The 21,151-nt window shown below is 56.4% G+C and carries 21 protein-coding genes; 19 read left to right on the forward strand and 2 right to left on the reverse strand.

Going from position 1 to position 21,151, the window contains the following annotated elements:
- The first annotated feature begins 26 nt into the window (after nt 1-26).
- From zipA to BGP77_RS12725, 5 genes are read left to right on the forward strand one after another with little or no spacing between them, the layout of a single operon-like run.
- Nucleotides 27-1,076, forward strand: a complete 1,050-nt coding sequence (gene zipA, locus BGP77_RS12705) for a cell division protein ZipA (protein ID WP_108165098.1) — start codon at nt 27-29, stop codon at nt 1,074-1,076.
- Nucleotides 1,073-3,106, forward strand: a complete 2,034-nt coding sequence (ligA, locus tag BGP77_RS12710; RefSeq protein ID WP_108165099.1) for an NAD-dependent DNA ligase LigA — start codon at nt 1,073-1,075, stop codon at nt 3,104-3,106. Before zipA ends, ligA begins: the two co-directional genes overlap by 4 nt.
- Complete coding sequence (locus BGP77_RS12715) at nt 3,088-3,594, forward strand: hypothetical protein (RefSeq protein ID WP_233252355.1); 507 nt, start codon at nt 3,088-3,090, stop codon at nt 3,592-3,594. The genes ligA and BGP77_RS12715 overlap by 19 nt, the downstream gene beginning before the upstream one ends.
- On the forward strand, nt 3,591-3,833 hold the full coding sequence (locus BGP77_RS12720) for a YheU family protein (RefSeq protein WP_158269369.1): 243 nt from the start codon (nt 3,591-3,593) through the stop codon (nt 3,831-3,833). The genes BGP77_RS12715 and BGP77_RS12720 overlap by 4 nt, the downstream gene beginning before the upstream one ends.
- 10 nt (nt 3,834-3,843) lie before the next feature.
- Nucleotides 3,844-4,302 (forward strand): DUF2489 domain-containing protein, encoded by a 459-nt coding sequence (locus BGP77_RS12725; RefSeq protein WP_158269370.1) that lies wholly within the window; start codon nt 3,844-3,846, stop codon nt 4,300-4,302.
- Nucleotides 4,303-4,311: 9 nt separating this feature from the next.
- Here the strand turns inward: BGP77_RS12725 and BGP77_RS12730 are convergent, their stop codons facing one another.
- Nucleotides 4,312-5,199, reverse strand: a complete 888-nt coding sequence (locus BGP77_RS12730) for a recombination-associated protein RdgC (protein WP_108165102.1) — start codon at nt 5,197-5,199, stop codon at nt 4,312-4,314.
- Between the two features lie 104 nt (nt 5,200-5,303).
- On the opposite strand from BGP77_RS12730, the gene rrtA reads away from it, so the two are divergent.
- Entirely contained in the window at nt 5,304-5,900 is a 597-nt protein-coding gene (gene rrtA / locus BGP77_RS12735; protein ID WP_108165103.1) for a rhombosortase, read from the forward strand.
- Here the strand turns inward: rrtA and BGP77_RS12740 are convergent.
- Complete coding sequence (locus BGP77_RS12740) at nt 5,883-6,770, reverse strand: LysR family transcriptional regulator (RefSeq protein ID WP_108165104.1); 888 nt, start codon at nt 6,768-6,770, stop codon at nt 5,883-5,885. The two genes, rrtA and BGP77_RS12740, sit on opposite strands and share 18 nt — an antisense overlap.
- A gap of 186 nt (nt 6,771-6,956) precedes the next feature.
- On the opposite strand from BGP77_RS12740, the gene leuC reads away from it, so the two are divergent.
- From leuC to BGP77_RS12805, 13 genes are all read left to right on the forward strand, one after another.
- Nucleotides 6,957-8,393, forward strand: a complete 1,437-nt coding sequence (gene leuC, locus BGP77_RS12745) for a 3-isopropylmalate dehydratase large subunit (RefSeq protein ID WP_108165105.1) — start codon at nt 6,957-6,959, stop codon at nt 8,391-8,393.
- Nucleotides 8,390-9,037, forward strand: a complete 648-nt coding sequence (gene leuD, locus BGP77_RS12750) for a 3-isopropylmalate dehydratase small subunit (protein ID WP_108165106.1) — start codon at nt 8,390-8,392, stop codon at nt 9,035-9,037. The genes leuC and leuD overlap by 4 nt, the downstream gene beginning before the upstream one ends.
- Before the next feature lie 30 nt (nt 9,038-9,067).
- Nucleotides 9,068-10,144, forward strand: a complete 1,077-nt coding sequence (leuB, locus tag BGP77_RS12755) for a 3-isopropylmalate dehydrogenase (protein WP_108165107.1) — start codon at nt 9,068-9,070, stop codon at nt 10,142-10,144.
- A gap of 114 nt (nt 10,145-10,258) precedes the next feature.
- Complete coding sequence (gene asd, locus BGP77_RS12760; RefSeq protein WP_108165108.1) at nt 10,259-11,371, forward strand: aspartate-semialdehyde dehydrogenase; 1,113 nt, start codon at nt 10,259-10,261, stop codon at nt 11,369-11,371.
- 315 nt (nt 11,372-11,686) lie between these two features.
- Nucleotides 11,687-14,128: a FimV/HubP family polar landmark protein gene (locus BGP77_RS12765; RefSeq protein ID WP_108165109.1), complete on the forward strand. Its 2,442-nt coding sequence runs from the start codon at nt 11,687-11,689 to the stop codon at nt 14,126-14,128.
- A gap of 92 nt (nt 14,129-14,220) precedes the next feature.
- Entirely contained in the window at nt 14,221-15,066 is an 846-nt protein-coding gene (gene truA / locus BGP77_RS12770) for a tRNA pseudouridine(38-40) synthase TruA (RefSeq protein WP_108165110.1), read from the forward strand.
- Between the two features lie 43 nt (nt 15,067-15,109).
- Nucleotides 15,110-15,784, forward strand: coding sequence for a phosphoribosylanthranilate isomerase (locus BGP77_RS12775; protein ID WP_370446844.1), 675 nt, complete (start codon nt 15,110-15,112; stop codon nt 15,782-15,784).
- Nucleotides 15,781-17,004, forward strand: coding sequence for a tryptophan synthase subunit beta (gene trpB / locus BGP77_RS12780; protein WP_108165112.1), 1,224 nt, complete (start codon nt 15,781-15,783; stop codon nt 17,002-17,004). The genes BGP77_RS12775 and trpB overlap by 4 nt, the downstream gene beginning before the upstream one ends.
- 10 nt (nt 17,005-17,014) lie before the next feature.
- Nucleotides 17,015-17,824 carry a tryptophan synthase subunit alpha gene (trpA, locus tag BGP77_RS12785; protein WP_108165113.1) on the forward strand — a complete coding sequence of 270 codons (810 nt, stop codon included), beginning with the start codon at nt 17,015-17,017 and terminating at the stop codon, nt 17,822-17,824.
- 33 nt (nt 17,825-17,857) lie between these two features.
- A complete protein-coding gene (accD, locus tag BGP77_RS12790; RefSeq protein ID WP_108165114.1) occupies nt 17,858-18,727 on the forward strand; it encodes an acetyl-CoA carboxylase, carboxyltransferase subunit beta in 870 nt (289 codons plus the stop codon).
- Nucleotides 18,711-19,961, forward strand: a complete 1,251-nt coding sequence (gene folC, locus BGP77_RS12795; protein WP_108165115.1) for a bifunctional tetrahydrofolate synthase/dihydrofolate synthase — start codon at nt 18,711-18,713, stop codon at nt 19,959-19,961. Before accD ends, folC begins: the two co-directional genes overlap by 17 nt.
- An 11-nt stretch (nt 19,962-19,972) precedes the next feature.
- Entirely contained in the window at nt 19,973-20,560 is a 588-nt protein-coding gene (locus tag BGP77_RS12800) for an SPOR domain-containing protein (RefSeq protein WP_108165116.1), read from the forward strand.
- 99 nt (nt 20,561-20,659) lie between these two features.
- Nucleotides 20,660-21,151, forward strand: coding sequence for a CvpA family protein (locus BGP77_RS12805; protein WP_108165117.1), 492 nt, complete (start codon nt 20,660-20,662; stop codon nt 21,149-21,151).

Here is a 21,151-nt window from a genome sequence, read left to right on the forward strand (position 1 = left end):
TGGGTTTAACAGGAGGGGAGACGGCGATGCGCGAACTATTGGTCATTATCGGCGTGGTGCTGATCGCCCTGATTCTTTGGGATGGCATGCGTCGCATGCAAAAAAAAGGTCGTTACAGCGACGACTACGAAGACCCGGAAGAGCAGCGTAAAAAAGCAGAAATCGCGCGCGAATTGCCCAACGGTGGCGCCCGGACACGCCCCATGGATGATCGGGACAAGACCGATTTAAACACCCGACTGAATTTGCGCGAACGGGTACCAATGTTGATGGATCCGGTGGATGAAGAGCCGGTAGAAGCCGAAGACGAAGCCGTCGCGCATGTCGATCAACACAGTCTGGATTTTGATGCGCCGATCGGTGATCTGTCGGAATCCGAAGCCTTGCGTTATTCGGCCAAACCATTGGCTGATGCGGAAGCGTCGGATGTTGAACCGACCGACGCTGGTGAGGCAGATGAAACCGATGCTGATGCTTATGATCTAGTGCCGGAATTTGATGAGAGTGTGGGTCAGTCCGATGAGCCGGTAGCGGACGATCAAGCCAGTGACGAAGTGCTTGACGAACACTCAGACGAGCCCGCCTGGGCAGCTGACGAACCTGTCGAGTTTCAGGCGTCGGCCAGTGATGTACAAGTCGATGATCGCCCTGTCGAAGAGCTGGTTATTGTTCATATTATGGCACCCGATGGTGGTCAGTTGGCCGGCAGTGAATTGTTAGAATTGCTGTTGCGTGCCGGTTTGCGTTTCGGACCGATGGATATCTTTCACTACCGCAACAGCAAGGGTCAGCTGGAATTCAGTCTGGCCAATTGCGTGCAGCCAGGTACGCTTGATCCCGATGGCATGGCTGAGATGACAACGCCCGGTGTGACGCTCTTTATGCAATTGCCGCAGCGAGCCGACCTGCTGACTTCATTCGATCATATGGTCGAGATGGGGCAGTTCTTAGCGCAGCATTTGAAAGCCGAAATGCTCGACGAAAATCACAGTACCGTGACACCGCAGCGTGTTGAACATTATCGCGAACGCCTTCGTAACTTTGCCCGTTCTCAATTGATCCAGGCCCACGAATGACAGCCGATTTGCGCGCCGAATACGAATCGTTAATAACTCAGATTCGTGATTACGACCATCAGTATTACGTTCTTAATCAGTCCGATATTCCGGACGCTGAATACGATCGCTTGATGTTGCGTTTGCGCGCCATCGAAGCCGAGCATCCGGACTGGGTAACCGCTGAATCACCGTCTCAACGGGTTGCAGGCGCACCGGCAGAAGGCTTCGCAACGGTGGCTCATGAAGTACCCATGTTATCGCTCGATAATGCCTTCAGTGATGACGATCTCGCCGATTTCTACAAGCGCCTGCAAACCCGTTTAAACAGTGCCGAAGAATTGCGTTTTGCCTGCGAACCCAAACTCGACGGCATTGCCGTGAGCTTGCTGTATGAAAACGGTCGTTTGGTGCGCGGTGCGACTCGTGGTGATGGCACTACCGGTGAAGACATTACCGCCAATGTTCGGACCATTCGCTCCATTCCGCTTGAACTGCGGGGCAGTGATTGGCCTGCTGTTTTGGAAGTGCGTGGTGAAATTTATATGACCCGTGCTGGCTTTGAGAAAATGAATGCCGACGCGGAAAAGAACGGTGAAAAAGTGTTCGTCAACCCGCGCAATGCCGCCTCTGGCAGCTTACGTCAGCTCGATCCCTCACTGACCGCCAAACGTCCGTTGCGGATGTGCTGTTATTCGGTTGGCCGGGTAGAAGGTGGCGATCTGGCCGCGACGCAGAGCGATACGCTGGCGCGCCTGGCTGACTGGGGTTTGAAGATCAATGAAGAAAGTCAAGTGGTCGATGGGCTGGACGGCTGTCAGGCCTATTACCAGCGTATGCTCGAACGTCGCGATCAGTTGGATTATGAAATTGATGGCATCGTCTACAAAATTGATTCGCTGAATTTGCAGCAGCGTCTGGGGTTTGTGTCGCGGGCACCACGCTGGGCCATCGCCCGTAAATTCCCGGCGCAGGAAGAATCAACGGTTCTGGAAGGTGTCGATTTCCAAGTCGGCCGCACGGGTGCACTGACGCCTGTTGCGCGTTTGCAACCGGTCTTTGTTGGCGGCGTCACTGTCAGTAATGCAACGCTGCACAACATGGATGAAATTGAGCGGCTTGATGTTCGCGTTGGCGATACCGTCATCATTCGACGCGCGGGTGATGTGATTCCGCAGGTAGCACGGGTGATTGAAAGTAAACGCCCGGCCGGTGCATTGCCGGTGGTGATGCCAGCCGAGTGTCCGGTGTGCGGCTCTAATGTTGAGCGTGTTGAAGGCGAAGCCGTGGCACGCTGTACCGGCGGCTTAAACTGTGGCGCTCAGCGTCGCGAAGCGCTGAAGCACTTCGTTTCGCGGCGTGCACTGGATATTGAAGGTCTGGGTGAGAAGCTGATTGATGCCTTGCTTGAAGCCGGCCAACTGCATGCACCGAGTGATATTTTCGATCTCAACGCTGAAACACTGATGAACCTGGAGCGGATGGGTGAAAAGTCATCCGCCAATGTGATTGCGGCTATCGACGCTGCTAAGCAAACCACCCTGGGGCGTTTTCTTTATGCTTTGGGTATTCGCGAAGTGGGTGTTACCACGGCGGAAAATTTAGCCCAGCATTTTGGTTCCTTGGAAGCCTTAATGGTCGCCAGCGAAGAAGCTCTTCTTGAAGTCGATGATGTTGGCCCTAAGGTGGCGGCTCATGTGGCGCACTTTATGGCCGAAGAAAATAACGTCGAAGAGATCAAGCGACTGGTCAGTCACGGTCTGGATTGGCCGGATCCAAAACCGGTCGGTGGCGCCCGTCCTTTGGAAGGGCAAACATGGGTGGTCACCGGCAAGCTCGAAGTCATGAGCCGCGATGAAGCGAAGGATTATCTGCAGCGCCTCGGCGCCAAGGTGGCCGGTTCAGTGTCGGCGAAAACGGCTTGTGTTGTTGCTGGCCCCGGTGCCGGTTCAAAGTTGAAAAAGGCCACGGAGCTCGATATTGACGTGATTGATGAAGCGGCCTTTCTTGAGCAATTGCGTCACCACGGCTTATGGCGCGACGACGCCTGAGCCAGCATCAGCAATACACCAACCCAAAGTACCAGGCAGGAGACAGCATGCTGGAACAGGAGAGCATCGTGTATGGTGTGATTCGCGATGTGGCAACCGAAGGCAGTGAGTTTCTGCTGCGCAGTCGTCGGGTTAACAGCGAAGCCATTCTTAGCCTGGGCGATGTCGACGGCTTTCCGCACCTGACCACCAGCATGTTTGCGATTCCCGTTGAGGAACTGGAGCAAGGCACTTATCGCACGCAGGTGATTCATTTTGCCGGGTCTTATCATGCGGTTGAATATCACTGGGAGCAGTGGCTCGCCAAATTTGAGGCCTTGCTTGAACGAATGTACTGGGTGTCGGCGACGGTTCACCTTGAAACCGGCTTGTCGGGCAGCCATACCTTCCAGTGGGACAGCCCGGGTGCGTTTCACGCACCCAGCGATGAATTCAGTGTGCACTGTGAATGGGAGCACGCCTTGGCCGTCGGACAAACGCCGTCATGATCATTCCCTTCGAGCGTCTGGAACGTGAGACGTTGGAGCAGGTGATCCGAGAATGGTTGATGCGCCAGGGGGAAGACTGGGGAGTGGAGGAAGGCTCTCTGGAATCCGCCATTGAGCGAGCCCGACAGGCACTCAGCGACGGTCGACTGGTGCTTTACTGGGATGCGACGGAAGAGAACCTGACGCTGGCTGATCCCAGAACAGTGCCAAGCGACGACGAACAGGAATCCTATGAATAATGTAACGCTCATGATGTTAGCCGTAGCCGCGGTGGTCATTATTGCCGTACTGGCCGTCATTGCCTGGCGGTTGCAACGCCAAGTCTGGCAGCAGCAGCGCCATCAGGAAGCGCAACAAGCGGCGGCGCAACAGCGCGATGCCGAGCGCACCGCTTACGTGCTCGACAGCCTGCGTATCCTGTCGGCCAATGTGATTGATGAAAACCTCAATCTGTCCGAAGCCACCATTCGCTGTAAAGTGTTGGTCGATGCACTGAATCTGACTGACAGCGAACGTCAACCGTATCAGGTTTTGGAAACCGTCTTTGAGCAGGTGCAGCATTTCGATACGCACGGTGCGCGCAAAGCGCTGTCGCGGGAAGAGCGTAAGCGCCAGGATGCGGCGCGCGAGGCCATTGAACGGGAATATGAGCCGGAACTGAAAGCCTGCTTCGAGAGGCTGCGCCATATTGGCTTAGCCACTCAATAAGCTTTTTTATTAGATGCCGGGTTCGGTAATCTGCGGTTCCAGTGCCGTTAACCAGGCGGTCAGCGTATCGGACATTAGCAAGGTGTCGGTGCGCGGGTCGTCGGAATCGCCGTTGGTTTCCACCAGGGTGTCGCTGTATTTAAGGCGCTTCAACGCAAACGCATCATCGATGACCCCCTGGCATTGATCGTTGATCACAATCCCCAATTGACGGATGCGCATGCCACTGTCCAAAGAATGGCGGATCTCCGGGGCATCCAGGTCGAGGTTGCGGTAGCGCGCTTTCACTGTTGGGTCCTGCGCCATCACCAATTCCAGATCAGCAGAAAGTTCCGTGCCTTCCGGACGACGCTGAGGATCGTGATACCAGGCGGTCAGTAAATCCCCACCGGCAATCAATTTGCCAAGCGGCACGATGGGCAGGCTGCCAATGGCGTCGCGCAATCCAGCGGTCACGTCATCGGCGGTTTTTTCACTGGCAGCGTTTAGCACTAACCAGTGACGCGAGGGGTCAATCCACAGGCTGACGCGACGCGTTTTGTGGAAGGCGCGCGGCAGCAGTTCGGCGCGGATGGCTTCTTTCAGTGCTTCCTTTTCCTTGCGGCCCGGGCGACGACCGTCGGCTTCTTCAACGGCCAGGATTTTTTCCTCCAGGTGTTCTTTCAGCACGCTCGCCGGCAGGATTTTTTCCTGAATCTGCGCGGCCATAAACAGGCGGCCACCCACGTTTTCGCACAGCAGGGGGCTGTCACCGAAGGGTGGCACCCAGCCGAAAGTACTTTCCTGCAAGGCACTTAGGCCATTGAAGGGAAATTGAGCAAGCGCCTCGTTGAGTTGATCTTCGTTGGCGGTCCAGTCGTCGGTCAGCCGGTACAATCGAAGATTCTTAAACCACATGGGCGCGCGTCCTGTTCAGTAAAGGGAAGGGCGCGCAGTGTACTGGTTCGCGGCCTTGGGCAAAACCTTTAACATAGGCGCATACCTTCGGTGTTGAGAAAACTGTGATTGTTGCTGCCATTCGTTCGCGCCCGCTGTGGATATTGTTGTTGTCGCTGTCGTTATTGACACTGCTCGGTGCGTTCGCGCCCTTGAATGACTGGCTCGAATATCGTCAGGCTTCGTGGCTGAATGGCCAGCTGTGGCGGCCGCTGACTGCCTGGATGGCTCAGCTGAATCTGGTTCATTGGCTGGTGAACCAATGGGGATTGATACTGCTGGCGTTGGTGATGCCACCGCGTCCAACACGGACCGATATTGGCGTGTTTGTCTGGGTTTGGTTGTTTGCCAGTGTCATGCTGCTGTTCAGTGCCTATTGGCAATATGCCGGTCTGTCAGGTCTGCTCTACGGTTGGTTGGTGTGGGCGGTGATGCGATCACCCTACTATGCACCCTGGTTACGTTGGTTGGTGACGCTGGCGCTGACCGCCAAGGTGGCGCAGGAGAATTTATTCGGTGAGCAGGGCAGTGCCTGGGTTGGTCAATGGATATCCGCCAATATTGCCGTGGAGTCGCATGCCTGGGGATTGATCGCCGGCTGGATCGCCTTGGCTGTGGTATGGCTGTGGCATCGCCTTCAACGCTCAGGTTGGTCCGGCTGAAGCGACGTCTCGGGCTATGGTCAGCAACTCTAATGCGCCTTGGCTGGGCGTGCGTCGACTGTGTCGAATCACCCCCAGGTGCCGGACCAGGTTAACCTGTTCGACGCTTAAAATTGTCATCGATTCGTTGATTAATCGATCCGGCAACAGACTCCAACCCAAACCGCTGCTGACCAGCGCGCCGATGGTTTCCAGGTAGTTGACCGCCAGGCGTCGTTTCAAGGGTAAATGATGGCGTTCGAACGCGGTCTGGATCAGGCGGAAGGTGGTGGTGGCTTCTTCCGGCAAGATGGCGCGGAAATGCACCAGTTCGTTGAGCCGAATCGCGCCGCGTTTAGCCGCCAGTGGATGGTCGTGCGCCACCACGAAGCGCAGTTCGTCGGTCCACAGCCGTTCCTGAATCAGGTCACGCGGTAAGGTGGTGGGCAGGGTAATAAACGCCAGCTCTATGTCGCGCTTCAAAATCGCCTGAATGGTTTGTTCCGATTCCAGAAAGCGCAGATCGAGTTGTGCTTGTGGATGGCGTTCCACCAACGTCCGCAGAATCGGCCCGAGATAATGCAAGCCGATATGATGGCTCGAGGCGAGGGCAACCTGGCCCACCTGGCCACCGCTGGATTGGTGAATGGCCTGGCGAGCATCGCGGATGTCTTCCAGAATTCGACCCGCTCGGTCCACCAACAGTCGTCCACTTTCAGTCAGGTAGACCTCACGTCCAATACGATCAAACAGCTTGGTATCCAGGCTGCTTTCGAGATTGGCGATGCGCTTTGATACCGCCGGCTGGGTGAGAAACAGCTGCTCAGCCGCCCGGCTGAAAGAGCCGTTTTCAGCGACGGCGAGAAAGGCTTCCAAGCTTTGATGGTCCATGGCGTTTACCTGTTCAGACGGTCTATTTGACGGACTATGTATTCCAGTATGGAATGGAAAATATAAAAATAATAAATTTGTATTATCTCTGTGTCCAAATAAAATGCGGTTCATGGTTTCAAGGCTTGCTGCCGCCACGCCTACCGCGGCCTGCAAGTCATCCACCGTGCGATAAGAGGATTCCCCATGGCCGGTAAAACGCTTTACGACAAACTCTGGGATGCCCATCTCGTCTCCCAGCGCGAAGACGGCACGGCATTGATCTACATCGACCGTCAATTGCTGCACGAAGTAACCTCACCGCAAGCTTTCGAGGGCTTGCGTCTGGCTGGCCGCAAACCCTGGCGTTTGGATACCAACCTGGCGACACCCGATCACAACGTCTCCACCGAAGCCGGTGAGCGTTCTGAAGGTGTGGCGGGCATCAAAGATGAAATATCGCGCATTCAGGTGCAGACACTGGACACCAACTGTACCGACTTCGGCGTGCGCGAATTTGGCATGAACGATGTCGAGCAAGGCATCGTTCACGTGGTTGGTCCGGAGCAGGGGGCGACCTTGCCGGGCATGACCATCGTCTGTGGCGATTCACATACGTCAACCCACGGCGCGATGGGGTCTTTGGCTTTCGGCATTGGTACGTCCGAGGTCGAGCATGTGCTGGCAACCCAGTGTTTGATTCAGCGCAAGATGAAAAACATGCGCATCCGCGTTGAAGGCGAGTTGGGTGCGGGTGTGACCGCCAAAGACGTGGTGCTGTACATCATCGGTCAGATTGGCACCGCCGGCGGCACCGGTTACGCCATTGAGTTTGGCGGCAGCGCCATTCGTTCGTTGTCGATGGAAGGTCGCATGACCGTTTGTAATATGGCCATCGAAGCGGGCGCTCGGGCCGGCATGGTGGCGGTTGATGACACCACCATCGATTATTTCGAGGGTCGTCCGTTTTCGCCCAAAGGGGCCATCTGGGATCAGGCGGTCGCCGCCTGGCGTGACCTGGTCAGTGATGACGATGCGGTCTTCGACGCTGATATTGAATTGAAAGCCTCTGATATCCAGCCGCAAGTTTCCTGGGGTACGTCACCGGAAATGGTGGTTGGGATCAAAGATAAGGTGCCCAACCCGGCACAGCAAAGCGATGACGCCAGTCGTAAGGGCATTGAGCGGGCGCTGGAGTACATGGGCCTGCAAGCCGATCAGGCGATTGAAAGCATTCAGCTTGATCGTGTTTTCATCGGTTCCTGTACCAATTCGCGTATTGAGGATTTACGCGCGGCTGCGGCCGTGGTGAAAGGAAAAAAAGTCTCGGCCAGCTTGAAACAAGCGATGGTCGTGCCGGGTTCCGGACTGGTGAAGCGACAGGCCGAAGCCGAAGGGTTGCACACCATCTTTAAAGAGGCCGGATTTGAATGGCGTGAGCCGGGGTGTTCCATGTGTCTGGCGATGAATGCTGACAAGCTCGGTCAGGGCGAACACTGTGCGTCGACCTCGAATCGTAATTTCGAAGGCCGCCAGGGCTTTGGCGGGCGTACTCATCTGGTCAGTCCGGCGATGGCGGCTGCGGCGGCCATCGCGGGTCACTTTGTCGATATTCGCACCTGGCAGGAGGGCCAAGCCGCATGAAAGCTTTCACTCGTTTAGAAGGGTTAGTCGCGCCGATGGATCGCGCCAATGTCGACACCGACATGATCATTCCCAAGCAGTTTTTGAAATCGATCAAGCGCTCGGGTTTCGGTCCGAATTTATTTGATGAGTTGCGTTATCTGGATGAAGGTCAGCCGGGGATGGATAACTCCAAGCGTCCGCTGAATCCGGATTTTCCATTAAACCAGCCACGCTATCAGGGCGCAGAAGTGCTGCTGGCACGGCGTAACTTCGGGTGCGGTTCGAGTCGCGAACACGCCCCCTGGGCGTTGGAAGATTATGGTTTCCGCGCCGTGATTGCGCCGAGTTTCGCCGACATCTTCTACAACAATTGCTTTAAGAACGGCGTGTTACCGATCGTGCTCGATGAAGCCATTGTCGATCAGCTGTTCAAGGCGCAGGACGCCAGCGAAGGCTACCGACTGACGGTCGATCTGGACGCTCAGACAGTGACCACGCCGGACGGAGAAAGCTTCAGCTTCGAGGTTGACGGTTTCCGCAAACATTGTTTGCTGAACGGTCTGGACGATATCGGTTTGACCCTGGAAGACGCAGACGCCATACGCGCTTACGAACAACGCCGCGCTAACGAAGCGCCGTGGGTGTTCGGGCAAATCCGCTAAGCCGGTTTTATAAAAATCAGAGAGAGCACGATGACTGCACAGAAGGTTTTGATCCTGCCGGGTGACGGCATTGGTCCGGAAATTATTGAACAGGCCGAGCGCGTGCTGAACACGGTCGCCGATAAAGAAGGCCTGAATCTTGAACTGGACCACGCGCTGATCGGTGGCAGTGCCATCGACGCTACAGGCGGTCCTTTGCCAGAAGCAACGTTGAGCAAAGCGAAAGCCGCTGACGCCGTATTGCTTGGCGCCGTCGGGGGTCCGAAATGGGACGGCCTGGAAATGGCTAAGCGCCCGGAAAAAGGCTTACTCGGTTTGCGTTCTGAACTGGGTTTGTTCGGCAATTTGCGCCCGGCAATTCTGTACCCGCAACTGGCCAGCGCCTCGACGCTGAAGCCGGAAGTCGTGGCCGGACTGGATCTTTTGATCGTGCGTGAACTGACCGGTGGCATCTATTTTGGTGAGCCACGCGGTGAGCATGTGAATGCCGCTGGTGAGCGCGAAGGCTTCAATACCTACCGCTACGCTGAATCGGAAATCCGTCGCATTGGACGGGTGGCATTTGAAGCCGCACGCAAGCGTGATAAGCGGCTGTGTTCGGTCGATAAGGCGAACGTCCTTGAAGTGACCGTTTTGTGGCGCAATATCATGAACGATCTGGCCAAAGAGTACCCGGACGTCGAGTTGTCGCATATGTACGTCGACAACGCCGCCATGCAGTTGGTCCGCGCGCCGAAGCAGTTTGATGTGATGGTCACCGGCAATATGTTCGGCGATATTCTGTCCGACTGCGCAGCGATGCTGACCGGTTCCATCGGCATGCTGCCATCGGCGTCACTGAACGAAGCCGGTCAAGGTATGTACGAGCCGATTCACGGCAGCGCACCGGATATTGCCGGTTCGGGCAAGGCCAATCCGCTGGCAACCATCCTGTCGGTGGCCATGATGCTGCGTTATTCGCTCAATGCACCGGCTGCCGCCGAACGCATTGAAGCAGCGGTCAGTCGGGTACTGGATCAGGGTTTGCGCACCGCTGATATTGCTGGCGAGTCGGATAACCCGGTTTCCACCGCGGCAATGGGCGACGCTGTCGTCGCCGCACTCTAATACGGTCAGGGCCCGGATGAGCCGGGCCACGGGCACTGCCAAAAAAGCAGGCCCGCAACGAACGCCAGTGCTGCGCCATTAGTGCAGTCACTGACAACAGAAGAAGAGGTGAATATGAAAGTCGGTATCGTCGGATGGCGAGGAATGGTTGGCTCCGTGCTGATGCAGCGCATGCAGGACGAAGGTGACTTTAGCGGCATCGAACCGGTTTTTTTCAGCACCAGTCAGGCCGGTCAGCCGGCTCCGGACGTTGGCCAGGGCCCGTCCGAATTGCTCGACGCCAATAACCTTGAAGCACTCGCGGCCTGTGACGCCATTGTCACTTGCCAGGGTGGCGACTACACCGAGGCCGTTTACCAGCCGTTGCGTGATACCGGTTGGAATGGCTACTGGATCGACGCGGCTTCCACGCTGCGTATGGCGGATGATTCGATCATCGTGCTCGACCCGGTTAACCGCAATGTCATTGATTCGGGCATTGATAAAGGCGTAAAAACCTACGTCGGTGGTAATTGCACCGTCAGTCTAATGCTGATGGGACTGGGCGGTTTGTTCCGTGAGAATCTGGTCGAGTGGGCGTCGCCGCATACCTACCAGGCCGCCTCCGGTTCCGGTGCGCGTCACATGCGTGAGCTGTTGTCACAGATGGGCGCCGTGCATGGCGTTGCCAGTCAGTATCTGGATGATCCGGCATCGGCCATTTTGGAGCTGGACCGAACCGTTGCTGACTTTATTCGCAGCGATGCGTATCCGTCTGAACAGTTCGGTGCGCCGCTGGCAGGCAGTCTGATTCCATGGATCGACAAAGCCTTGCCGTCGGGCCAAAGCAAAGAAGAATGGAAGGCGCAGGTTGAAGCCAACAAGATTCTCGGCCGTGGCGACAACCCGGTGCCCATCGATGGAACCTGTGTGCGTGTGGGTTCCATGCGTTCGCACAGTCAGGCGATGACCATTAAGCTCAATCGTGATGTGCCGTTGGCGGATATCGAATCCATCATCGCAGGCTCGAATGATTGGGTGAAGGTCATCCCGAATGATCGTGAGTTGAGCATGGCGGAACTGACACCAGCCAAAGTCACCGGCACCATGAATGTACCGGTGGGTCGATTGCGCAAAATGGCGATGGGCGGTGAATACCTTAATGCCTTTACCGTGGGCGATCAGTTGCTCTGGGGTGCTGCTGAACCATTGCGTCGGGTGCTGGCCATTTTAAATGGCAAGCTTTGATCGCTAACTGATTGATTTTATTTGTAAAATAATCAGATAAACCCTAAAGGGTGGCCTTATCGGTCCCCCTTTCTTATGGCTTTGTTGAATTCGGGCCGAAACCCGCGCCAGCCGGGCGTCTGTTGCGAAATAGTCGTTTATCCATAATACTTGGGCCGATTTTTAGACACTTTTTAAAGACGGTTTCATCGCGATGTTTGAATCGCTGAAATCCCGTTGTCGATTTACAGTACCTGATGATTCTTTGAGCCCAGACTTGTTCAAGCAATCGGTACCGGTCGAGCATTCATTTCAGGGCTAAGGGATAGAGGAAGGATGATGTTCAAGAAACAGGCGCTCGTGTTTCTGGCAGCGCTGACTTTGGTGGGTGGCGCCCAGGCTTTAGGGTTGGGTGACATTGAACTGAACTCCAATCTGAACGAACCGCTGGATGCCCGTATCGAGTTGCTCGAACCGAGCGATCTCAGTGCTAACGAAATCCTTCCGACTTTGGCCAGCCGACTTGCTTTTGAGCAGGCCGGTGTTGAGCGCGATTTCTTTCTCTCCAATATCCGTTTTGATGTACAGCCGGCGTCCAATGGCGGCTTGGTGATTCAGTTGAGCACCAGTCAGGCGGTTCGCGAACCCTTCCTGAATTTCCTGGTGGAAGTGAATTGGCCAGGGGGGCGTCTGCTCAAAGAATACACCTTACTGCTCGACCCGCCGGTCTTTGATACGGACGCTAACGATCAGACCCGCAGTGTGGCACCAGCTGCAAGCAGCAATCAGCAAAGTGCGCCATCTGCGCCACCGGCGCCTCGTGAATATCGGGTTCAGCGCGACGACACCCTGTGGGAAATTGCCCTCCGTGTTGAAGCCGGCCGTGGTTACATGCCACAGCAAGTGATGTTGGCGATTCAGGATCTGAACCCGAACGCCTTCATTAATAACAACATCAACCGCATTAAAGCGGGTGAAGTACTGACGCTGCCAAGCGAAGCGCAGATCGCGGCTCGTTCGACCCAGCTGGCCATCAATGAAGTGGGTCAGCAGAACGTCCGTATTGGTCTTAGCGAAAACGGCCGTCAACCGGCGCAAGTTCAGCTGTCGGCCACCGAGTCGACCAGTTCAGCCTTGCCGCAAGGCGACGGCGAGCGCGATCCGGATGGCTATCTGGAAGTCACGACTGAAGACGAAACCGAGGGCAGCAGTGCCGGCGGCGATGTCTCCAATGACCGTGAAATCGAACGGCTTGAAAATGAACTGGCGATTGCCGGTGAATTGAACGATCAGTTCGAACGGGAAAATCAGGCGATGGAAGCGCGCTTGGCCGAATTGGAAGAGCAGTTGGCCATCATGCAGCGCATGCTGAACTTGCAAGACGGTGACGCTGCCGCTTTGCAATCAGAGCTGGCCGAATTAGACGACGCCGAGGTTGAAGCTCAAGCCGATGAGGAAGAGTCCGGCGGGCTAGATTGGGATGCCATCAAAGAGCAGTACGGCATTTTATGGCAGGAATTCCTGGACTTCATCGACAGCGCTGTTGATTGGGTGATGGACAGTCAGCGCAACATGATCATCGCCGGGGTTGCGGCGGCACTGATCTTGGCGTTGCCGTTCTTTATCGCCAGCCGATTGGGTCGTTCTGGTGACGACAATGTCGACTTCCCGGATGACGATCTTGATGACGGTGGTGATCTTCTGGATGGCGATGACGAAGACGCTGTCAGCGAGGCCATTCGTGAAGCCGAAATGTACATGGCGTATCACAACTACGAACGCGCCGAGCAAGTGTTGCAACCCTGGTTGTACGATGCGCCCGATCGCAGCGATCTGGGCCTGAAGCTGCTGGAAGTCTACGCTGGCAGTGACGATCTCGACGCCTTCGATGACTTGTCCGAGCGCCTGCCGTTAACCGCTGACGAGCGAGCCTTGGCCGAATCCATGCGCGAACGCATGACGGGCAATGATCTCGCAGACGACTTCGATATTTCCCCGGATTCGCTGGATGAAATGCCCTCATCAGTCGATGACTTCGACGTTCTGGATGGTGAGCCGGATTTGGTAGAAGACGATGCCACTGAGGACGAAGAAGTCCCGTCAGCCGACCTGCCCGTTGAAGATCTGGATGCTGCCGATCTCGATGCCATCCCAACCGAGCCAGCCGAAGAGCTGGAGCCGGAAACTGAGGCCGAGGTCGATACGGATTTCGGACTCGACCTGGACGAGCTAGACAACTTCGATTCACTGGAAGAAGAAGCCTCCGGTGAGACTGGTTTGGATTTTGAACTGAGTGATCTGGGTCTGGAGCCTGAAGAAGACGATGAGCTGATGTCGCCATCGTCCGAGGCGGAGCCAGACAGTGAACCGGAATCTGAATCCGAACCCGACGCCGTTGACGACGATCTCGACTACAACCTCGACGAAGATGTTGACTCGATTCAGGACGAATTGGACAGCGGTGAACCGCCGATGCTCGATTCCGATGAGGACGATTTCGGTCTGGATTCCGTCAACCTCACTGGCCCGGCCGATTCGTCATTGCCCGACTGGAACGATGACGACGATGAAGTGGCGTTACCCGCCGGCGCCGAGCTGGAAGAAGACGAATACGACTTCCTGTCCGGTAGTGATGAAGCCAGCACCAAGCTCGACCTGGCACGCGCCTATATGGAAATGGAAGACGCTGACGGCGCGCGCGATATCCTTGAAGAGGTGTTGACCGAAGGCAATGACGATCAGAAACGCCAAGCCCAGGAACTGATTGATCGGCTCTAAACCTGACGGTCGGTTTCCGATAGAATGCGCCGCTCTTTGTAGCGGCGTTTTTGTTGGTGAGCCGCTGAAATGCGAGCCGTATCGGAGCACCGATGACTGAGATTTTTCCCTTTCTGAACGAAGACCACCGTTACCGCGTTGCCATGGGCGTCGAATATCGCGGCACCGATTATTACGGTTGGCAAATTCAGAAGTCCGGTGTACCGACGGTGCAGGGCGCGTTGACGGAAGCCATTTCCTCGGTGGCCAATCACCCGGTTGATTTGATTGTGGCGGGTCGAACCGATGCCGGTGTGCATGCCAGCAATCAGGTGATTCATTTCGATACCTCCAGCGTGCGTAAGGAGTACGGCTGGACGGTTGGAACCAACACCCGGTTGCCGCGTGATATCAGCGTACAGTGGGCAAAAATTGTCGACACGACGTTTCATGCACGCTTTGCCGCACGCGAACGCGCGTACCGATTTGTAGTTTATAACGCACCGATTCCCAGTGGGATATTGCGCGATGGCATGACCTGGGAGCGGCAGCCGCTCGACCTGCTACGCATGCAACAGGCTGCACAATTGTTGATTGGCGAGCACGATTTTTCTGCCTTTCGAGCATCCGAGTGCCAGGCCAAATCGCCCGTCAAAGAGGTGCGAGAGTTAACGCTGGTGCAGCAGGGCCGGTTGATCGTGCTGCAGGCGCGCGCTAATGGGTTTTTGCATCATATGGTTCGCAATATCATGGGTGTCTTGCTTGCAATTGGTCGTGGTGACAAGCCGGTCGACTGGGCTCAGCAGGTGTTGGAAACACGAGACCGCAACCAAGGCGGCGTGACTGCGTCCGGCGCGGGTTTGTATTTTGTGCGTGCCAATTATGATCGCGATGATCTGCCCAGGCCCGAAGCGGGGCCGGCCTTTCTTGATGCTTTTCCTGGTTTAGATCCCGTCTAAGCGCGACTTTAGCGCGATTCCGGCTTGGGCCGTCTGTGGCCCTTTGATACACTCAGTCGTCCTGAAGGCGGAACTCCCTATGCGCACGCGTATCAAACTTTGTGGCCTGAAACAGATGGATGACGTAGTGCTGGCCGATCGGCTCGGCGCTGATGCCATTGGTCTGGTGTTTTATCCGCCCAGCCCGCGTGCCATTTCCGCCGTCGATGCCGCGCCATTGGCCACAATTGCCGGTGCCTTTTGCACCCGCGTTGGCCTTTTTGTGAATCCCAGTGTTGATGATGTCGAAGCCGTGCTGGCTCGTGTGCCGCTCGATGTGCTGCAGTTTCATGGCGATGAGACACCGGATTTCTGCGCATCCTTCGGCCGCGCCTGGATGAAAGCGTTGCGGGTGCGCAATGCGCAACAACTGGCTGCCGATCTGGAAACCTACAACGGCGCCAATTCTCTGCTGCTCGACGCTTACAAACCGGGCGAACCTGGCGGCACCGGCGAAACCTTTAACTGGAATTTGATCCCCGAGCGATGGCGAAGCCGTATTATTCTGGCCGGTGGTTTAACCCCGGCTAATGTGGCGCAGGCGGTACAGCAGGTGCAGCCGCTGGGCGTTGATGTCAGTGGAGGCATCGAGGCCAGCAAAGGCATTAAGTCCGCCGAAAAAATGACTGAATTTGTCCGCCAGGTTCGCCTGGCCGACTCGCAGAGAGACATCGCATGAGCAATCAAAACGATAACGCAACTGACTTTCACACCTTTCCGGATGCCACCGGTCACTTCGGGCCGTTCGGTGGCCGTTTCGCCTCTGAGACATTGATGGACGCACTGGATGAATTGTCCGCCATGTACACCAAACTCAAAGACGATCCGGACTTTCAGGCCGAATTCGATAAAGACCTGGCGCATTATGTGGGCCGTCCATCGCCGCTGTATTTTGCCGAACGTCTGACTCAGAAATGGGGTGGGGCGGATATCTATCTGAAGCGCGAAGACCTGAACCACACCGGCGCGCACAAGGTGAACAACACCATCGGACAGGCGCTGCTGGCAAAATACAGCGGTAAGCCACGCGTGATTGCCGAGACCGGTGCGGGCCAGCACGGCGTTGCCACGGCCACCGTCGCCGCGCGCCTGGGTTTGGAATGCGTTGTGTATATGGGCGCTGAAGATGTTGAACGGCAAAAGCTGAACGTTTATCGCATGCGCATGCTGGGCGCGACGGTGATACCGGTGACTTCCGGTACTCAGACGCTGAAAGACGCTATGAACGAAGCCATGCGTGACTGGGTCACCAACGTCGATAATACCTACTACATCATCGGCACCGTTGCCGGTCCGCACCCGTACCCGACACTGGTGCGCGATTTCAACTCAGTGATTGGCCGCGAAGCGCGTCGCCAGATTCAGGAGCAGACCGGTGCTTTACCCGATGCCCTGGTCGCCTGCGTGGGCGGTGGATCCAACGCCATCGGTCTGTTCTGGGAATTCCTCAACGATAGGGGCGTTGACATCTATGGTGTCGAAGCCGGTGGTCATGGTCTGTCCGGCGATGAACACGCGGCGCCGCTGAGCAAAGGTCGCCCGGGTGTGTTGCACGGCAACCGCACCTACATCATGGCCGATGACGATGGTCAGATCATGGGCACTCATTCGGTATCAGCCGGTCTGGATTACCCGGGCGTTGGTCCAGAGCACGCCTGGTTGAAAGATTCCGGTCGTGCTCAGTATGTTGCTGCCACCGACGAGGAAGCGCTCGATGCCTTCCGCGAACTGACGCGGGTCGAAGGCATCATGCCGGCGCTGGAATCGTCTCATGCTGTTGCTTACGCCAAGAAGCTGGCGCCGGAACTGGGCAAAGGCAAACGCATCATCGTTAACCTGTCCGGTCGCGGTGACAAAGACATTCATACCGTGGCCGGCATTGACGGCCTGACGATCTGAGGACACTGCTATGAGTCGTATTGCTGCTACCTTTGATCGTCTGAACAGTGAGGGCCGCAAGGCCCTGATTCCCTTTGTTACCGCCGGCGATCCGCGCCCCGATGTCACCCTGCCGCTGATGCATGCGCTGGTCGCTGCCGGTGCCGACGTTATCGAATTGGGCATGCCGTTTTCCGATCCGATGGCCGACGGCCCAGCCATTCAACTGGCCAACGAGCGCGCTCTGGCCAGCGGCATGACGCTGCGTAAAACGCTGGATGTGGTCGCCGAGTTTCGTCAAACCAACCGCGACACCCCGGTGGTGTTAATGGGTTACCTTAACCCCGTTGAATGGATGGGTTATGAAACCTTTGTCGGTCGCGCGGCTGAGGCGGGTGTCGATGGTTTGCTGATGGTTGATATGCCACCGGAAGAAGGTGAAGGCCTGGTACCCTATGCCAAGGCTGCGGGTCTGGATTTGATCTATCTGGTAACGCCGACCACCACGCACGAGCGCTTTAACGCCATCGTCGAACGCGCCAGTGGCTGGATCTACTACGTTTCACTGAAAGGCATCACCGGAGCTAACACCTTGAATGTCGACGAAGTGGAGCAGAAGCTCGACTGGATGCGTCAGCATACTGACCTGCCCATCTGCGTCGGTTTCGGCATCAGCAATGGCGAAATCGCGGCGCGTGTTGCCAAGGTGGCCAGTGGGGTGATTGTCGGTTCGGCGCTGGTTCGCATCGTCGAAGCGCAGCAATCGCAGAGCGCCGATGAAATTTCTTCACAAGTGTCTCAGTTACTGGGCGATATGCGTTCTGCGATGGATCGCCCATAATGAGGCCATCTGGCATTTGAGGAAGAGGCAAGCATGAGTAGCTGGCTGGACAAAATCGTTCCGTCTTTGATTCGTTCATCATCCGGTCCCAACGCGAAATCTAATATCCCGGAAGGGCTGTGGAAGAAGTGTCCGAAGTGTGCAGCGGTGCTGTACCGGCCCGAACTGGAACGTAATCAGGACGTCTGTCCCAAGTGTGAACACCATATGCGCATCAGCGCGCGTCGCCGCATTGATCTGTTTCTGGACGAAAACGGTCAGATGGAACTGGCGGGCGACGTGAAGCCGGTTGACCGCCTGAAGTTCAAAGATGGCAAGCGTTATAAAGATCGTTTGGCCGGCGCTCAGAAGAGCACCGGTGAGAACGATGCGCTGGTCACCGTGAAAGGAACGGTCGAAGGTCTGCCGATTGTTGTCGCGGCTTTCGACTTTAACTTTATGGGTGGTTCAATGGGTTCGGTAGTCGGCGAGAAATTCGCTCAGGCTGCCAAAGCGGCGCAGGAAGAGAAGATTCCATTTATCTGTTTCGCCACCTCGGGCGGCGCGCGGATGCAGGAAGCCTTGTTTTCCCTAATGCAGATGGCGAAAACCTCTGCCGCCATCGAAAAGCTGCATGAAGCGGGCGTCCCTTACGTCTCTGTGATGCTGGACCCCTGTTTTGGTGGTGTGTCGGCTTCGCTGGCACTGCTCGGTGACATCAATATCGCCGAACCCAATGCGCTGATCGGTTTTGCAGGCCCGCGGGTGATTGAGCAGACCGTTCGCGAACAGTTGCCGGAAGGTTTTCAGCGCTCTGAATTCCTGATGGAAAAAGGCGCCATCGATCTGATTCTGCATCGTCACGAAATGCGCGAGCGCATCGCCCGTTTGTTGCGCATGCTGACTCATGCCAAAGCCGCCTGAGGGTTCCAGCCTCGGCCACTGGCTCGACTACCTAGAGCACATACACGGCCAGACCATTGATATGGGTCTGGACCGTGTCCGCCAGGTTGCCGACCGTCTGAATCTGCCGCTGATCAGCGGTGAACGTTCCTCTCCTTTTGTCTTTACCGTTGCCGGCACCAATGGCAAAGGTTCCACCTGCGCGACCTTGCATCAACTGGCCCTGGCGGCCGATTTAAGCGTTGGTCTTTATACCTCCCCGCATTTGCACCACTTCAATGAGCGGGTGGTCATTAACCATGATCCAGTGGCTGATGCCGATCTCATCGATGCCTTTGAGCAAGTGGAAACCGCTCGTGGTGACGTCAGTCTCACCTATTTTGAATTCACGACGCTGGCCGCCTTTGTACTGTTTCATGCGGCAAACCTGGATGTCTGGGTGCTGGAAATTGGTTTGGGCGGGCGGCTGGATGCGGTGAATCTGGTCGATGCGGACATCAGTATTTTGACCACGGTGGATCGTGATCATCAGGCGTTTTTAGGCGACGACATTGAGCAAATTGGTCGCGAGAAAGCCGGCGTCTTCCGTGCCGATCAGCCCGCGGTTCTAGGGTCTTATGAGTTACCTAGGTCGGTGCAGGACAGTGCGCGGGCAGTCGGCGCCAAACACTATCCATTTGGCTTGGAACACGGTGCCGATGCCGACGGCATTTGGTGGCGTGGTGGGCGTTTGCCTGAAAACGCGTTATTGGCCAGTGTTCCGCGTGCCAATCAGGCATCGGCGCTGCAAGCGTTTGCCTTGTCGCCTTTTGACTTGTCACTGAGCCAGATCGAAGCGGCCATCAATCAGGTGGTCTTGCCCGGACGTTTGCAGCATCTGACGGTTGAAGGACGGCGCGTGGTGTTGGATGTCGGCCATAACCCGCACGCTGCGCGTTATCTGGCTCAGCGCCTGGCCGATGAATCCTGGTCAGTGGTGCTCGGCATGTTGGCCGACAAAGACGTCGAAAGTGTCGCCGAGGCACTGTCGCCCATTGTCGGTGAATGGTATCTGGCCGGTTTGGCGGTACCGCGAGGTTTGTCCGCTGAGAGCCTGGCGGTGCGGGCGACAGCCGGGGTAGGGCAATGCTATCATTCGATCGCTGCCGCGCTAGAGGCGGCATTGGATGATCCGGCGGGTCGGCCGGTTCTAGTCTGTGGTTCCTTTTACACCGTGGCTGAAGCGCTTGAGGCTTTGGCTGCCAGTGATCCGTAGCGGAGTTAAGCTTGGACGTTCGCATTCAGCAGCGCCTGGTCGGCGGCTTGGTCATTCTGGCTTTGATCTTTTTGATCGCGCCGGTGGTGCTCGATGGCGAAGGTCGCTTGCCCGAAAAAATCACCCAGATTCCGCCCAAGCCTAAGCGCCCGGATTTATCGCATCTGCAAATTGAGCCGGTCACGGATAGCGCTGTCGATATTTCACCCTTGCCGGACGAAGCCCCTCAGCCTGCCGTTTCTGTGACGGAGACGCCATCGGCGGTGGCTGCTGAAGCCGCGGTTGAATCACCAAGTTCCGCATCCACTGAATCCCCCGTCGAACCCGAGCAACCCAGTGTAGTGGTTGCGCCGGGTGAACGTGCTTGGAGCGTCCAGGTCGCCAGCTTCCGCGACAGCGCCAAGGCGGCCGCGTTGCGTGACCAACTGCGCGATGAAGGTTTTCAGACTTACGTTAACGAAGTCATTCTTTCCGACGGCACCCTCTTTACCCAGGTCTTGGTCGGGCCGGAAACTGACATGGACAGTGTTCAGGCGCTCAAGGCCGAGATTAAGCAAAAAGTTGAGCTGCAAGGCTTAGTGGTTCGCTACGAACCCTGACCGTTTGGTCGATGGAATAGGGCGACGGCGACCGGGACAAGGCCGTCTGGCCTCTGATAGAATGCGCGCTTCTTCAACCGGGTCACAGTATCGTCATCTATGATCGCCATCGATTGGATCATTCTCCTCATCCTGCTTGTTTCTTCACTGATCAGCATCAAGCGTGGTTTTACCCGCGAAGCCTTGTCGCTGGCTACTTGGATCATCGCCTTGGTCATTGCGCGATTGTTCAGCGATAACTTGGCGGTTCTGTTGGGCGGCCTTATTGAGTCACCTGCCTGGCGCTATACCGTTGCGTTCGTCATTCTGTTTATTGCCACTCTGGTCGTTGGCGCACTGATTAATCATCTGCTGGGCGAATTCGTTCGCCTGACGGGTTTGACCGGGACCGATCGCGCCTTGGGCGTGGTGTTTGGATTGCTGCGCGGTCTGGTGATTGTGGTTGCCATGCTGGCCCTGGGCCGCCTGTTTGCGCTGGATCAGTTTTGGGTCGACTCGGCTCTGGTTCCCTATTTCGAACCGGTCATCAAATGGACCGGTGAGTACATCAACAAGGCATCGGACGCCATTCTCTCCGTCGGAGGAGCCTAA

The sequence above is a fragment of the Saccharospirillum sp. MSK14-1 genome (assembly GCF_003054965.1).
Classification (GTDB): domain Bacteria; phylum Pseudomonadota; class Gammaproteobacteria; order Pseudomonadales; family Natronospirillaceae; genus Saccharospirillum.

What these genes read in the sequence shown, in the direction of transcription:
- leuD (WP_108165106.1), top strand. Translation starts at nt 8,390, where the DNA reads ATGAAAGCTTTCACTCGTTTAGAAGGGTTAGTCGCGCCGATGGATCGC.
- BGP77_RS12730 (WP_108165102.1), bottom strand. Translation starts at nt 5,199, where the DNA reads ATGTGGTTTAAGAATCTTCGATTGTACCGGCTGACCGACGACTGGACC.
- BGP77_RS12740 (WP_108165104.1), bottom strand. Translation starts at nt 6,770, where the DNA reads ATGGACCATCAAAGCTTGGAAGCCTTTCTCGCCGTCGCTGAAAACGGC.
- BGP77_RS12805 (WP_108165117.1), top strand. Translation starts at nt 20,660, where the DNA reads ATGATCGCCATCGATTGGATCATTCTCCTCATCCTGCTTGTTTCTTCA.
- BGP77_RS12765 (WP_108165109.1), top strand. Translation starts at nt 11,687, where the DNA reads ATGATGTTCAAGAAACAGGCGCTCGTGTTTCTGGCAGCGCTGACTTTG.
- BGP77_RS12715 (WP_233252355.1), top strand. Translation starts at nt 3,088, where the DNA reads ATGGCGCGACGACGCCTGAGCCAGCATCAGCAATACACCAACCCAAAG.
- BGP77_RS12720 (WP_158269369.1), top strand. Translation starts at nt 3,591, where the DNA reads ATGATCATTCCCTTCGAGCGTCTGGAACGTGAGACGTTGGAGCAGGTG.
- trpA (WP_108165113.1), top strand. Translation starts at nt 17,015, where the DNA reads ATGAGTCGTATTGCTGCTACCTTTGATCGTCTGAACAGTGAGGGCCGC.
- accD (WP_108165114.1), top strand. Translation starts at nt 17,858, where the DNA reads ATGAGTAGCTGGCTGGACAAAATCGTTCCGTCTTTGATTCGTTCATCA.
- asd (WP_108165108.1), top strand. Translation starts at nt 10,259, where the DNA reads ATGAAAGTCGGTATCGTCGGATGGCGAGGAATGGTTGGCTCCGTGCTG.
- truA (WP_108165110.1), top strand. Translation starts at nt 14,221, where the DNA reads ATGACTGAGATTTTTCCCTTTCTGAACGAAGACCACCGTTACCGCGTT.
- BGP77_RS12725 (WP_158269370.1), top strand. Translation starts at nt 3,844, where the DNA reads ATGATGTTAGCCGTAGCCGCGGTGGTCATTATTGCCGTACTGGCCGTC.
- leuC (WP_108165105.1), top strand. Translation starts at nt 6,957, where the DNA reads ATGGCCGGTAAAACGCTTTACGACAAACTCTGGGATGCCCATCTCGTC.
- zipA (WP_108165098.1), top strand. Translation starts at nt 27, where the DNA reads ATGCGCGAACTATTGGTCATTATCGGCGTGGTGCTGATCGCCCTGATT.
- ligA (WP_108165099.1), top strand. Translation starts at nt 1,073, where the DNA reads ATGACAGCCGATTTGCGCGCCGAATACGAATCGTTAATAACTCAGATT.
- leuB (WP_108165107.1), top strand. Translation starts at nt 9,068, where the DNA reads ATGACTGCACAGAAGGTTTTGATCCTGCCGGGTGACGGCATTGGTCCG.
- folC (WP_108165115.1), top strand. Translation starts at nt 18,711, where the DNA reads ATGCCAAAGCCGCCTGAGGGTTCCAGCCTCGGCCACTGGCTCGACTAC.
- trpB (WP_108165112.1), top strand. Translation starts at nt 15,781, where the DNA reads ATGAGCAATCAAAACGATAACGCAACTGACTTTCACACCTTTCCGGAT.